Genomic DNA, 12,801 nt, shown 5'->3' on the forward strand with positions numbered 1-12,801 from the left:
AGCGAATTTCGCCCCCTCCCTCGCCCGCCATGCGCCCTGCCATTCCATTCGAGATCGCCCTCGCCGATCTGCCCCGCAGCGCGGTCTCTCCGCTGTTCGAGCGCCTGCGCAAGTCGGTAGGCCGGGTGACGCGGCGCACCCCGCTCCCCGACGAAGTCGCGCGCTGGCACACGCACGCCATCGGCGGCGTCGAGCGGCGCTTCGCGCAGCCGATCACCTTCACGCCATACGCGTCCGTGCAGCCTTGTTCGGCGCGTTGCAGTTTCTGCTCGGAGAACCTGCGCAAAAGCGACGGCGGAACGCCGGCCTCGCGGCTGCGGCCGGCGCCCGACTACTTCGATGGCCTGTCGCGCGCGTTGCGGGCCTTGCGCGGCGTGCCGCTCTCGTGGTCGCTCTCGGGCCTGGAAACGAGCGACGATGCCGACTGGATGCTTCGGTTGCTCCACATGCTGACTGCGAGCGAAAGCGACGGCCCGGTCGTCGAAGACCGCGTGCTCTACACCAACGGCGCCGGCTTCGCCGCACCGCAAGGCGAAGTGCTGCGGCGCGCGCTGCAAGGCTTCGAACTGAGCTGGCTGGAGCTGTCCCGCCATCACCATGACGGCGCGATCAACCAGTCCATCATGCGATTTCGCCCCGAGGTGACGATCGGCGATCAGGCCGTGTTCGAACGCACGGCGCGGCAACTGGCCGATGCGGTTCCGCTGCGCCTCGTGTGCATCCTCCAGCGCGGTGGCGTCGCGCAGTCGCAGGACGTGGCGGCGTACCTTTCATGGGCACGGCAGTGCGGCGCCGGCACCGTCGTCTTCCGCGAGTTCTCGCGCCTGGACGATGCCTACCGCGACAACGCCACCGCGCGCTACCTGCGCGCGGAACGGGTGTCGATGGACGCATTGCTCGCAGCCTGCCTCGACGACCCCGAGGTCTCGCGCGGCTGGACCCTCGAGAGTCTCACCGAGGGCTACTACTTCTGGAACCTGCGCCTCTGCACTGCGAGCGGGCTGAACGTGATCTTCGAGAGCGCTGATTACGGCGCGATGCACGAACGCCATGCAACCGGCGACATCTACAAGCTCGTCTACTTTGCGAACGGCCAGCTCTGCGCAGGCTGGGAGCCGGGGCATGACGTGCTGCTCGACATCCGCACCGAACAGGTTCTTTCCCATGGCTAGCCACAGCTGGTTGATGCTCGACCACGAATCGCCGCGCTACCGGCTGCCCGACGACCTGCGCGCCCGAGACCCAATGGGCGGGCGCGATTGCGGATGGGTCGAGCAGATGCTGCCCTTCGTACGGCAGTTCTCGCAGCCGGGTGACACGGTGTTCGATCCGTTCGCGGGCTTCGGCACGACCTTGCTGGCGGCGCGTCTCGAAGACCGCTTGGCCTCAGGCTGCGAGGTCGATGCAGGCCGCGTCGACCTCATCCGAGAGCGGCTGGCGCGTCATGGCCTTGCGCACGGCGCGACGCTGCTGTACGGCTCATGCGATGCGCTCGAAGACACTGCGCTCCCGCCTTTCGACCTCTGCCTCACCAACGTGCCCTACTTCGGCTGCCGCTGGACCGGTGCACCGTCGACCTCCCAGCTCTACGACAGCCAGAGCTACGCCCAACACCTCGACGGCCTGCGCAACCTGTTCCACCGCGTCCGCGCGGGGCTGCGCGAAGGCGGTGCCTGCATCGCAATGGTGGAGAACATCCGCCTCGGAGATCGCGTGCTGCCCCTGGCCTTCGACCTCGCGCGCATCCTGGGCTCGCTCTTCGTCATGGAAGAGGAGCGCGTACTGGTCTATCCACACGAGAGCGATGAAATCGACGCCGATGCACGCACCGACCGGCGCCATGAATACGCACTGGTCTTTCGCAAACAGCGCGAGCGCATCGACCTGCAAGCCACCGCCGCATTGCTCGACGCCCTCCGCGCACAGGGACACGCCTTCACATTGCTCGGCAGCTTCGCGCGATGGCAGCAAGACCCGCAAGGCACACCACCCGCAGACGCCGACATCCGCGTCGATGCCGATCCGCAGCGCCTCGACGCCCTGCTGCAATGGCTGCTCGGGCAAGGCTTCGCACTGACGAGCTGGGGCGATCCGGTCTCGCTCCCACTGCACCTCGACAGCTACCGCGGCCGCTACTACTTCCGCGCCGACCGCGTCGACAACCGCGGTGCGTTGATCCGGCTGGACATCTGCTACGAACAGTGAGCGGCTCGCTCAGAGCAGCCCACTCATCTTCTGGGCCGCAGCCTTCAGCGCATCGATGCGCTTGACCGCATCCTCCATCGACATTCGCGCCGTCGGCGCATGCACCGCCAGCGCGGCACGCACTCCGCCCGCCGCATCGCGCACCGGCACGGCCACCGCCACCAGCCCCGCGATGAACTCCTCGCGGTCACGCGAGTAGCCGCGCTTCGCGATCTCGTCGCACTCGGCGCGCAGCGCATCGGCCTTGGTGAGGGTGTTGGCCGTCATGCGTTCGAGCGGCAGGTTGTCGATGAACGCATCGCGCGCCTTCTTCGGCATCAGCGCGAGAAACAACTTGCCGCTCGCGGTGCAATGCAGCGGCACGTGCGAGCCCACGTCGAGCGTCAGGCGCAGCGGCCACTGCGCCTCGACACGGTCCAGGTACAGCACCTGTGCGCCATCGAGCGCGGTGAGGTTGCAGGTCTCGCCCACCTTTCGCACGAGCTCGGACAGCACCTCGTGCCGCAGCCCGCGCACCACGCCGTGGTTCAGCGTGTCGAACGCCAGCTTGCGCAGCGCCGGGCCGACGCTGAACGAGCGCTCGTCCACATCGCGCGCCAGGAAACCGGTCGCCAGCAATTGCGTGCAGATGCGATGCGCCGTGCCCTTGGGCAGCCCGAGCTGCGCGGCCAGTTCGGCGAGCGTCAGCGCCCGGCCTTCATTGGCCAACAACGCCAGCAGCCGCAGGCTGCGCTCGGCGGAAGAACCGGAAGTCGCTTCTTCGGCAACAGGAACGGAAGGAATCGCTTCAACAGGCGCGCGCGCGGCTCGTGGCATGCGGGTAAACCTTAAAAATGGAACATTGCGTTCCGAAAAACAATAACCTAGGATGCGGCGGATCGGAAGCGATTGTTCCACTCCCCGGATGCCCAGCATGCGTGATGAAGAGTTCGACTACATCGTCGTCGGCGCCGGATCGGCCGGCTGCGTGCTGGCGGGCCGGTTGAGCGAAGACCCCGCCACGCGCGTGCTGTTGCTCGAAGCCGGGCCGCCCGATCGGTCGCTCTGGATTCATCTGCCCATCGGCTACGGCAAGACCATGTGGAGCCCCACCTACAACTGGCGCTTCGAGACCGACCCCGACCCGAACATGAACGGCCGCCGCATCTACTGGCCCCGCGGCAAGACGCTGGGTGGATCGAGCGCGATCAACGGCCTCATCTACATCCGCGGCCAGCGCGAGGACTACGACCACTGGGCCGCGCTCGGCAACACGGGCTGGGGCTACGACGACGTGCTGCCCTACTTCATCAAGTCCGAGGGGAACCAGCGCGGCGCCGACGCCTTCCACGGCGGCGACGGACCGCTGAAGGTCTCGGACATCGCAGCGAAGCACGAACTCATCGAAGCCTTCATCGACGGTGCGCAGCAGACCGGCGTGCCGCGCACCGAAGACTTCAACGGCGCTGGCCAGGAAGGCGCGGGCTACTACCAGCTGACCACGCACAGGGGCTGGCGCTGCAGCACGGCCAAGGCCTACCTCACGCCTGCGAAGCACCGCTCCAACCTGCGCATCGAGACGGACGCGCTCGCGGGCAAGCTCGTGTTCGAAGGCCGGCGCGCCGTTGGCATCACCTACCGGCAAGGCGGCGAGCTCAAGACCGCGCGCTGCCGCGCCGAGGTGCTGCTCTCGGCCGGCTCGATCCAGTCGCCGCAGTTGCTGCAGCTCTCGGGCATCGGGCCGCGCGCGCTGCTCGATCGCTTCGGCATTCCCGTGGTGCACGAACTGGCCGGCGTCGGCGAGAACCTGCAGGACCATCTGCAGATCCGCCTTGGCTACGAGTGCACGAAGCCCATCACCACCAACGACCAACTCAACTCGTGGGCCGGCCAGATCGGCATGGGCATGGAGTGGCTGCTGCACCGCACCGGCCCGCTCGCGGTCGGCATCAACCAGGGCGGCTGCTTCATGCGTGCGCTGAAGGATGAACGCGGCAACCCCGTGGCCGCCACGCCCGACATCCAGTTCCACGTGGCCACGCTCTCGGCCGACATGGCCGGCGGCAAGGTGCATCCGTATTCGGGCTTCACGATGTCGGTGTGCCAGCTGCGGCCCGAGTCGCGCGGGCACATCCGCATCCGCTCGCTCGATGCGGCCGAGCCGCCCGAGATGCAGCCCAACTACCTCGCCACCGCGCTCGACCGCGCGACCACCGTGGCCGGCGTGAAGGCCGCGCGCGCCATTGCCGATGCGCCCGCGATGCGCCCCTACGTGAAGCGCGAAGTGAAGCCCGGCCCCGCGGCTGCGAGCGACGAAGACCTGCTCGAGTTCTGCCGCAACAACGGCGCCACCATCTTCCACCCCACCGGCACCTGCCGCATGGGCAGCGATCCGCTCGCCGTCGTCGATGCGCGCCTTCGCGTGCACGGCATCGCGGGCCTGCGGGTCATCGATTGCTCGGCGATGCCGACGCTGGTGTCGGGCAACACCAACGCACCCGCCGTGATGATGGCCGAGAAGGCCGTCGACCTGATCAGAGAGGACGCCAGGCAGTAGCACCCGAAGGCCCGAAGAGGCCGCCCCGACAACAACGCATTGGAGACAAACACATGAGCGCAACCGACGAGAAAGCGATTCGCAGGGTGGTCATCTCCGCCCTGGTGGGCGCCACCATCGAGTGGTATGACTTCTTTTTGTACGGCGTGGTGGCCGGCATCGTGTTCAGCAAGCTGTACTTTCCGGGCAGCGACCCGGTGGTGTCGGTGCTGCTGGCCTACACGACCTTCGCGGTGGGCTTCGTCACGCGTCCGCTGGGCGGCGTGATCTTCGGCCACTTCGGCGACAAGATCGGCCGCAAGAGCATGCTCATCATCACGCTGATGATCATGGGCGTGGCCACCTTCCTCATCGGCCTGGTGCCCACCTATGCGCAGATCGGCATTGCGGCGCCCGTGCTGCTGTTGCTGCTTCGCGTGGCGCAGGGCATTGGCCTCGGCGGCGAATGGGGCGGCGCGGTGCTCATGGCGTATGAATACGCGCCGAAGGACAAGCGCGGCTTCTATGCATCGCTGCCGCAGATCGGGCTGGCCATCGGCCTGTGCCTGGCCTCGGGCGTGGTGGCGCTGCTGTCGTCGCTGCTCACCGACGAGCAGTTCATGGCGTGGGGCTGGCGCATCGCGTTCCTCATCTCGGGCGTGATGGTGCTGGTGGGCATGTACATCCGCCTGCACGTGCAGGAAACGCCCGAGTTCGCGGCCGTGAAGGCGCGCAACGCGGAGCTGCGCATTCCGTTCATGGACATGATCCGCCGCTACCCCGGCAATGTGCTGAAGGGCATGGGCGCGCGCTACATCGACGGCGTGTTCTTCAACATCTTCGGCGTGTTCTCGATCAACTACCTCACGAGCACGATCAAGATCAGCCGCACCGATGCGCTGCTGGGCGTGATGGCCGCGGCGATCGTGATGATCTTCTTCATCCCCTTCTTCGGCCGGCTCTCCGACAAGATGGGGCGAGGCAAGGTCTACATGTGGGGGTCGCTCATCACCGCGGTGTCGGCCTTCCCCGGCTTCTGGCTCATGACGCACAGCGGGGGCAACGTGCTGCTGGTGTGGCTCGCGATCATCGTGCCCTTCGGCATCCTGTATGCCTCGGTGTACGGGCCCGAAGCTGCGCTGTTCTGTGACCTGTTCGATGCGAAGGTGCGCTACACCGGCATCAGTTTCGTCTACCAGTTCTCTGGCATCTTTGCCTCGGGCATCACGCCGATCATTGCGACTGCGCTGCTGAAATCGGGTGGCGGCGAGCCGTGGCAGATCTGCATGTATGTGCTGTTCGCGGGGGTGGTGTCGGCGCTGTGTGCGTGGCTCATCGGGCGCAGCCCTTCCCCGGCGGATGCGGTCGATGCGCCCGGGGCGGTCGCCTCGCGCTGATCCGGCTCAGGCGGCTGCCGCGGGCTGCGGCGGCGCTGCCGGCGTGAGCCCGTAGCGCGACATCACCGCGACCAGCGCCGCCCGGTCGGGCGGCCCGCCCGCATTGACCACGGCTGCGACCTCCCGGAAGTACGCAGCTCCGATGTCCGGCGTCAGCACGACGAGGGCGCGTGCAGTTTGCGATCCGCCGTTGCGAAAGCCATGCACCGAGCCGCGCGGCGTCGACATCCATTCGCCGGGCTGGAGCTCGCGCGTTTGCGCATCGACCGAATAGGTGACCGAGCCCTCCACGACGTAGAAGAACTCTTCGTTGTCCCGGTGGCTGTGCGGCGGCGGCACGTTGGCGCCTGGCGGCAGGGTGAGCTCGAAGACCCCGAGGCCACCGGTCGCGGTGCCATCGACCAGGTAGCGAATCTCCAGCTGACCCGCCTTGATCACTTCGCTGCTCATGCGCGTCTCCTTCGTTGATGCCCAGGCCGGGACTCTATGGCGTTCCGGGGAAAAGATAAATCCCCTCCATGACCCCAGGCGACGAAGCGGCGCTACGGCTTCAAGCGGTAGCTGAGCTTGCGATTCCCGCTCACGGTGGAGTCCAGGCCGATCCACTCGCCCTCTGCCGAGTACCAGATGTCGATCGGCTGCGCCGGCGTCGCGATGCGCCAGCGCGTGGCCGCGACGGGCTGGCCGCGCACCTCCACCGTGCCGTTGCCCGCGCGGCTCACCTGCACCGCTTCGAGCTTGCCGGTCTGCGCGTTGAGCAGTCGCTCTTGCTTGCGGATGGCGGGGTTCCAGTAGGCGAAGCTCATCACGCAGCCATCGAGCGATTGCGAGCCCTTGGCCGTGGCGACCGTCAGTGCGTTGTCACCGGTTGCGTTGGCATCCACTTTCTCGGGCGTGCCGTCGTCATCGGTCTTCGATGCGAGCTGGCGCAGGCAGTCGCCGCGCCATTGCTCGGTCGCCGAATGGCGGTAGCGATAGACCGTGACGCCCAGCAGCTTGACCGCGAACTGGGCCTCGCTCGTCAGCCTGCGCTCTTCACCGCTGGCCGCAAGTGTGAAGCGATGCTCGCCGATGGGCGAATCGTCGAGCAGCACGCGGAAACTCCATTCGCCGCTGGTGGGGCCGGTGGCCCAAGCAGCGCCGCACCACAACGCGATCAGCACGAAGAGCGGGTTTTTCATGAGGGCTTGCGGTTGTTGTTGTTGCGCACCGGGCCGGGCACGAAGGCGTTGGTGCGCGCGATGTAGTCGCGGTACGCGGGGCGGCGCTCGCCGATGTCTTCTTCGAGCATGCGCACACCCGAGACCTTGAGCAGCAGCCAGGTCATGAGCAGCGGCGAAACGATCGTCCATGCGCCGCTCCAGCCCGCGCCCGCCATGGCGATGAGCCACAGCCCCCACCAGACGCAGGCCTCGCCGAAGTAGTTGGGGTGGCGCGTGTAGCGCCAGAGGCCGCGGTCCATCACCTTGCCTTCGTTCGCGGGGTCGGCCTTGAACCGCGCCATTTGCGCATCGCCGATGGCCTCGAAGAAAAGGCCGAAGAGCGCGAGCACGATGCCGACGATGTCGATCCACCCGATCGGCTGCACCGCCGCCATGCCCGGCAGGAACGGCGCGGAGACGATCCACGCGAGCACCGCCTGCAGCGCGAACACGAGGTACAGGCTCTTGAACGCGAAGCCCGGCTGGTTGCGTGCGCGGATCGCCTGGTAGCGGCGGTCTTCGCCATGCCCCCAGTTGCGCCAGGTGATGTAGAGGCAAAGCCGCACCGCCCACGCCGTGCCCAGCACCGCCATGCACAGGCCGCGCGGCGTGTGGCCCGGCAGCAGCGCGAAGTAGACGAGGCCCGCGCCGACGATGCAGACGGACCAGACGCGGTCGACGAGGCTCACGTCACGGCGCGCGAGGCTGGCGAGCCAGGTCAGCAGCACGACCAAGGCAGTCCATGCCAGTCCCGCGAATGCGATTCCGACCGCTCCCCCTGTCATGCGCGACGCTCGAACAAGTAGTGGCTCACCCACCAACGCTGCCCGCGGTCGAAACCGAACAGCTCTGCCACCGACATGAAGAACAGCCGCCAGCGCGTCCACCACACGTTGGCCTCGGCGCCGTAGGTGGCCTGGAACAGCGGGCGCAGCTGGTCGCGGCGCGCGTCCATGTTGCGCAACCACGCCTCGGCCGTGCGCTGGTAGTGGCTGCCCTCCCAGCGCCAGCGGCGCAAGAGGCGCAGGTCGTCCTGGCAGTGCAGCGCGAGATCGTCGCTGGGCATCATGCCGCCGGAGAAGAAGTACTTGCTCATCCAGTCGCTCGCGTCGCGCACCTCGAAGGGATACGGCGCCTCGCGGTGGGCGAAGACGTGCATGAAGAAACGGCCCTCTGGCTTGAGCCAGCGCGCGACGTTGGCGAAGGCCTGGGGCCAGTTGCGCAGGTGCTCGAACATTTCGACGGAGACGATGCGGTCGAAGCGGTCGGTGGTGTCGAAGGCGTTGATGTCGCGGGTCAGCACGCGCACGTTGGCGAGCCCTCGCTGCGCGGCCTGGGCTTCGATGTATTCGCGTTGGGAGTTGGAGTTGGACAAGGCCGTGATGCGGCTGTTCGGGTACTTCGCGGCCATCCAGAGGGTGAGGGAGCCCCAGCCGCAGCCCAGCTCCATGACGTCCTGGCCGTCGATGAGGCCGGCGCGTTCGCAGGTGGCTGTGAGGGCGGCGGATTCGGCTTGCTCCAGCGTGTGAGTGCCTTCGGGCCAGTAGCAGCTGCTGTATTTGCGGTGGTTGCCGAGGACCTGGGCGAAGAAGGCGGCGGGGACTTCGTAGTGTTGTTCGTTGGCTTTTTCGGGGAGGGGCGCCAAGTGGGCGGAGCGCATCTGGGCCAGGAAGTCTTGCGTCAAGTCGGCTGTCGCGAGGGGGTTGCCGGCGTGGAGTTCGGTCAGGCGCTCTTTCAGGAGGCGGCGGATGCCTCGGCGGATGAAAGGGTCGGGGATCAGGCCTTTTTCAACCCAGCGGAGGGCGAGTGTGAGGTCTTGGGGCATGGGGTTCCTCAGAGCACGTCGGGAGACGTGCTGTGGCACCTGTACGCAGCGGGGTTGATTTTGGATGCGCCCGAAAGATGGCAGATGACGCAGTCGTTTGTTGACGATACGTCTCCGGGGTCACTGAATACGCCCAGCGCGCAATGACTGATGAACCGTTACGTCAGCAGACCCGAGCCGCCGATGCAGTTTCAGAGCACCCTCGATACGGAATGCCCACCAAAGTGTCAACTGGACATTCCCGGGCTTGCGGGACGAGGGCGGCCTCGATACAACGCGCGAAGTCGCCCTTGCGCGACTGCCCGTGCAACACAGCAGCCGGAGGAGCAAATGTGCACCACTTGCGAACAAGAGGCCAGGAATACGGCGGACCGCAATGCTCAGGCGACTTCAGCCCGCCTGCAGGGCCACGGCCGAAAAGCTCATGGGAGTGATGCCGGTCGCCGCAGACAGAATGCTGCGGACAACCAGGAAGCCAACATCCAAGCCGCCTGGGATCAAATTTATACCCAGACGCTCAATCGATTGCAGTCGCTGCCGCATCCTCGGCGTTAGGCCTCGCGCCAAGATCGCGTATCCAGTCACTTGTCTGGAGCGCGCGTTGAACGGCTTCATCGCGCATCACCTTCGTTCAAGACAACGTGCAACGACTGCATCGTGATGTCAGCCGCGCCGATTCGCCGCGGCGGTTCTTCATTCACCCGCGCCATCAGTGCGCAGAGTTGATGTCAACGCAGGCCTGCAGCGCGAGCAGTCCTGCGCTGGGGGTTTTCAAAGATTCGGGAACCGAGGGAGCGTGCGCCATGCATGGCCTCCAAGAGGTGCGGTTTGCTGAAGCCACAGCTCCCGAGACCAATTGCAGGCGGCAGCGGGGGTGACTGCGGCTTTCGTCGCAGAGATGCTTCAGGAGTCCAATCCCGGTCACGCCTTTTTCTGACATGGCCGGCGCGGTATAGCCATGCAGTACTCGCCATCCGGCCGCGTCAACCGGGGATGCCCCTACTGTCCATGGCCCCTCCCCCGATGCTGGAACAATGCGCCATCCATGGACGGCCTCGATCTCATCAAAACATTCCGCGAAGTTGCGTTCCGCCGCAGCTTCTCCCGCGCTGCCGATTCGCTCGGCATGTCCAAGGCCACGGTCAGCCGCTATGTGGCCGAACTCGAAACGCGCAGCGGCGTGCGGCTGCTCAATCGCTCCACCCGCTCGCTGAGCCTCACCGATGCCGGGCAGGTGCTGCTCGATCGCAGCACCGAGCTGGTGGCGATGGCCGAGAACACGCTCAACGACCTGCAGGCACACGGCTCGCACCCCAAGGGCCGCCTGCGCATGAGCGCGCCGAACGGGATGATCGCGGGCTGGCTCTCGGATGTGATGGCCTCTTTCATCAATCTCTATCCCGACGTGTACGTGAGCCTGGTGTTCACCAACCGCGACATCGACCTGATCGAGGAAGGCATCGACATCCACCTGACGGGTGGGCGCATCGACGACATGAACCTGATCGTGCGCCGGCTGGTGCAGTACGACATGGTGGTGTGCGCCTCGCCGGCCTATTGGGCGCGGCGCGGCATTCCGCAGGTGCCCGAAGACGTGGGCCGCCACGACATCCTGAGCTACGCGTCGATGCCGACCACGCACCTGCCCTTCGAGACCGACGGCAAGCCGCACGAGGTGGCGGTTCACAGCCGCATGGAGGCCAACGATGCGATGGCGCTCATCGAGCTGGCGCTGCGCGGGGTGGGCGTGGCCTATGTGCCGGAGCCGCTGGCGCAATCGCACCTGGAGCGCGGTGCGCTGGTGCCCGTGCTGCGCGAGCACATGCCGCGCGACCACTGGCTGTATGCGGCCTATTCGCAGCGCCGCCACAACAGCGCGGCGATGCGCGCGATGCTCGACTTCCTGGAGAAGTCGATGGAGCCGCTGGGCGACCCGCCCACGATGCCGGCGTTGCCACCGGCATCACCGGTCTCGCCCCCTGTCACATGCGCCCTTTCCAAGGCACGAGACGTCGCTCGAGCCACCGCATCAGCAGGTCGAACAGATAAGCCACCACGCCAATGACGATGATGCCCATGATGACGATGTCGGTGCGCAAAAAGTTCGACGCGTTCAGCACCATCTGACCCAGGCCCATGTTGGCCGCGACCATCTCGGCGGCAACGAGCGTGGTCCAGCCGAAGCCGATGGCGATGCGCATGCCCACCAGGATGTCGGGCAACGCCGAAGGCAATATGACGTGGCGAATCACCTGCATGTAGCTCGCACCCATCGAGTACGCGGCGTTGATCTGCTCCTGTGAGGCGCTGCGCATGCCCGAGCGCGCGGCCAGCGCCAGCGGCGCGAAGCAACTCAAGAAGATCAGCAGCACCTTCGGCAGCTCGTCGATGCCGAACCAGATGATGATGAGCGGCAGGTACGCGAGCGGCGGCAGCGGCCGATAGAACTCCAGCGGCGGATCGAAGATGCCGCGCCAGAAGCGGCTCATGCCCATCGCGATGCCCACCGGAATGGCGGTGGCGCACGCCAGGAAGAAAGCCGAGAACACGCGGAACATGCTCGCCAGGAAGTGCTGCCACAACGGCTTGTCGTTGGCCTGGCCGGTGAGGTATTCGTAGAACTGCTGGAACACCGCCTGCGGCGTCGGCAAGAAGAGCGGCTTGACCCAACCCATGTTCGTGACGAGGAACCACAGCGCGAACAGCGACACCACGGTAACCACGCTGATGACGACGCTGGAGCCCTCGCCCGGCACCTTGAAGGCGCTGGTCTTGAGCTTGGCGCCGGGTGCGGGCGGCGGCGATGCGACAGGTTTCGAAGGCGGCGTCATGGCGGCAACAACACTGGGCGATGCGATGGTGACCTCAGGCATGGGCGGCCTCGCGATGGTGAATGATCGACAAGACCTCCTCGCGCATGCGGATGAACTCGGGCTCGGACTTCACCTTGCGCGAATCGCCGTGCGACAGGTACTGGCGCGAGAACGGCACGTCGTCATAGACGTGCGAGATGCGGCCGGGGCTGGGGCTCATCACGATGAGCCTCGTCGCAAGAAACAGCGCTTCTTCCACCGAGTGCGTGATGAAGAACACCATCTTGTTCGACTTGGACCAGGCCTTCAGCAGGATCTCCTGCACCTGTTCGCGCGTGAACGCATCGAGCGCGCCCATGGGCTCGTCCATCAGCAGCACGGCCGGGTCGCTCGCGAGTGCGCGTGCAATGCCCACGCGCTGCTGCATGCCGCCCGAGAGTTCGTACACCGCGCGGTCGGCGTACTGCTGCAGGCCAACGAGCGCGAGCTTGTCTTCGGCGATGCGGTCGCGTTCGGCCTTGCCCATGCCGGCCAAGCGCAGGCCCAGTGCCACGTTGTCGCGCACGTTGAGCCAGGGCATGAGCGCGTGTTTCTGGAACACAACGCCCCGGTCGGCGCCGGGGCCGACCACGGGTTTGCCGTCGAGCAGGATCTCGCCGGTCGACGGCGGCAGGAAGCCGGCGATGCTGTTGAGCAGCGTTGTCTTGCCGCACCCCGAGGCACCAAGCGCCACGACGAAATCGCCGTCGTGCATCGTGAGGTTCACGGGCGCGAGCGCCTGCAGCGTGCCGCCTTTGACTGCGTAGTTGACCGTGAGGTCGCGGATGTCGAGCGTGGGCATGGA

At 66.4% G+C, this 12,801-nt stretch carries 12 protein-coding genes; 5 read left to right on the plus strand and 7 right to left on the minus strand.

Features of this window, described 5'->3' with window-relative positions; translation table 11 throughout:
• Nucleotides 1-29: 29 nt before the first annotated feature.
• A complete protein-coding gene (locus GNX71_RS24145; protein WP_206174761.1) occupies nucleotides 30-1,172 on the plus strand; it encodes a hypothetical protein in 1,143 nt (380 codons plus the stop codon).
• Entirely contained in the window at nucleotides 1,165-2,205 is a 1,041-nt protein-coding gene (locus tag GNX71_RS24150; RefSeq protein ID WP_206174762.1) for a DNA methyltransferase, read from the plus strand. Before GNX71_RS24145 ends, GNX71_RS24150 begins: the two co-directional genes overlap by 8 nt.
• A 9-nt stretch (nucleotides 2,206-2,214) precedes the next feature.
• Here GNX71_RS24150 and GNX71_RS24155 read toward each other — a convergent pair whose 3' ends face one another.
• Nucleotides 2,215-3,021 (minus strand): IclR family transcriptional regulator, encoded by an 807-nt coding sequence (locus GNX71_RS24155; RefSeq protein WP_206174763.1) that lies wholly within the window; start codon nucleotides 3,019-3,021, stop codon nucleotides 2,215-2,217.
• Nucleotides 3,022-3,118: 97 nt separating this feature from the next.
• Between GNX71_RS24155 and GNX71_RS24160 the strand changes: the two genes are divergently transcribed.
• Complete coding sequence (locus GNX71_RS24160; protein ID WP_206174764.1) at nucleotides 3,119-4,741, plus strand: choline dehydrogenase; 1,623 nt, start codon at nucleotides 3,119-3,121, stop codon at nucleotides 4,739-4,741.
• 53 nt (nucleotides 4,742-4,794) lie between these two features.
• Complete coding sequence (locus tag GNX71_RS24165) at nucleotides 4,795-6,117, plus strand: MFS transporter (RefSeq protein ID WP_206174765.1); 1,323 nt, start codon at nucleotides 4,795-4,797, stop codon at nucleotides 6,115-6,117.
• A 6-nt stretch (nucleotides 6,118-6,123) separates the two neighbouring features.
• Here GNX71_RS24165 and GNX71_RS24170 read toward each other — a convergent pair whose 3' ends face one another.
• The 4 genes from GNX71_RS24170 to GNX71_RS24185 all read right to left on the minus strand — a co-directional run bounded on the left by GNX71_RS24170 (nucleotide 6,124) and on the right by GNX71_RS24185 (nucleotide 9,144).
• A complete protein-coding gene (locus GNX71_RS24170) occupies nucleotides 6,124-6,567 on the minus strand; it encodes a cupin domain-containing protein (protein WP_206174766.1) in 444 nt (147 codons plus the stop codon).
• A 92-nt stretch (nucleotides 6,568-6,659) separates the two neighbouring features.
• Entirely contained in the window at nucleotides 6,660-7,298 is a 639-nt protein-coding gene (locus GNX71_RS24175) for a DUF6134 family protein (protein ID WP_206174767.1), read from the minus strand.
• Nucleotides 7,295-8,047, minus strand: a complete 753-nt coding sequence (locus GNX71_RS24180) for a DUF1295 domain-containing protein (RefSeq protein ID WP_241027038.1) — start codon at nucleotides 8,045-8,047, stop codon at nucleotides 7,295-7,297. The genes GNX71_RS24175 and GNX71_RS24180 overlap by 4 nt, the downstream gene beginning before the upstream one ends.
• A 53-nt stretch (nucleotides 8,048-8,100) precedes the next feature.
• Nucleotides 8,101-9,144 carry a cyclopropane-fatty-acyl-phospholipid synthase family protein gene (locus GNX71_RS24185; protein ID WP_206174769.1) on the minus strand — a complete coding sequence of 348 codons (1,044 nt, stop codon included), beginning with the start codon at nucleotides 9,142-9,144 and terminating at the stop codon, nucleotides 8,101-8,103.
• A 1,045-nt stretch (nucleotides 9,145-10,189) separates the two neighbouring features.
• On the opposite strand from GNX71_RS24185, the gene GNX71_RS24190 reads away from it, so the two are divergent.
• Nucleotides 10,190-11,209 (plus strand): LysR family transcriptional regulator, encoded by a 1,020-nt coding sequence (locus GNX71_RS24190; protein ID WP_206174770.1) that lies wholly within the window; start codon nucleotides 10,190-10,192, stop codon nucleotides 11,207-11,209.
• On the opposite strand, the gene GNX71_RS24195 is transcribed toward GNX71_RS24190, so the two are convergent.
• On the minus strand, nucleotides 11,127-12,017 hold the full coding sequence (locus GNX71_RS24195; RefSeq protein WP_206174771.1) for an ABC transporter permease subunit: 891 nt from the start codon (nucleotides 12,015-12,017) through the stop codon (nucleotides 11,127-11,129). The genes GNX71_RS24190 and GNX71_RS24195 overlap by 83 nt on opposite strands.
• The gene (locus GNX71_RS24200; protein ID WP_206174772.1) at nucleotides 12,010-12,798 is read right to left on the minus strand and encodes an ATP-binding cassette domain-containing protein; all 789 of its coding nucleotides are present in this window, start codon (nucleotides 12,796-12,798) and stop codon (nucleotides 12,010-12,012) included. Before GNX71_RS24200 ends, GNX71_RS24195 begins: the two co-directional genes overlap by 8 nt.
• Nucleotides 12,799-12,801 lie beyond the last annotated feature (3 nt).

Origin of the sequence: Variovorax sp. RKNM96 (assembly GCF_017161115.1) — a bacterium.
Classification (GTDB): Bacteria; Pseudomonadota; Gammaproteobacteria; order Burkholderiales; family Burkholderiaceae_C; genus Variovorax.

Coding starts and splice junctions, on each gene's coding strand:
- GNX71_RS24145 (WP_206174761.1), top strand. CDS start 30: ATGCGCCCTGCCATTCCATTCGAGATCGCCCTCGCCGATCTGCCCCGC.
- GNX71_RS24150 (WP_206174762.1), top strand. CDS start 1,165: ATGGCTAGCCACAGCTGGTTGATGCTCGACCACGAATCGCCGCGCTAC.
- GNX71_RS24155 (WP_206174763.1), bottom strand. CDS start 3,021: ATGCCACGAGCCGCGCGCGCGCCTGTTGAAGCGATTCCTTCCGTTCCT.
- GNX71_RS24160 (WP_206174764.1), top strand. CDS start 3,119: ATGCGTGATGAAGAGTTCGACTACATCGTCGTCGGCGCCGGATCGGCC.
- GNX71_RS24165 (WP_206174765.1), top strand. CDS start 4,795: ATGAGCGCAACCGACGAGAAAGCGATTCGCAGGGTGGTCATCTCCGCC.
- GNX71_RS24170 (WP_206174766.1), bottom strand. CDS start 6,567: ATGAGCAGCGAAGTGATCAAGGCGGGTCAGCTGGAGATTCGCTACCTG.
- GNX71_RS24175 (WP_206174767.1), bottom strand. CDS start 7,298: ATGAAAAACCCGCTCTTCGTGCTGATCGCGTTGTGGTGCGGCGCTGCT.
- GNX71_RS24185 (WP_206174769.1), bottom strand. CDS start 9,144: ATGCCCCAAGACCTCACACTCGCCCTCCGCTGGGTTGAAAAAGGCCTG.
- GNX71_RS24190 (WP_206174770.1), top strand. CDS start 10,190: ATGGACGGCCTCGATCTCATCAAAACATTCCGCGAAGTTGCGTTCCGC.
- GNX71_RS24195 (WP_206174771.1), bottom strand. CDS start 12,017: ATGCCTGAGGTCACCATCGCATCGCCCAGTGTTGTTGCCGCCATGACG.
- GNX71_RS24200 (WP_206174772.1), bottom strand. CDS start 12,798: ATGCCCACGCTCGACATCCGCGACCTCACGGTCAACTACGCAGTCAAA.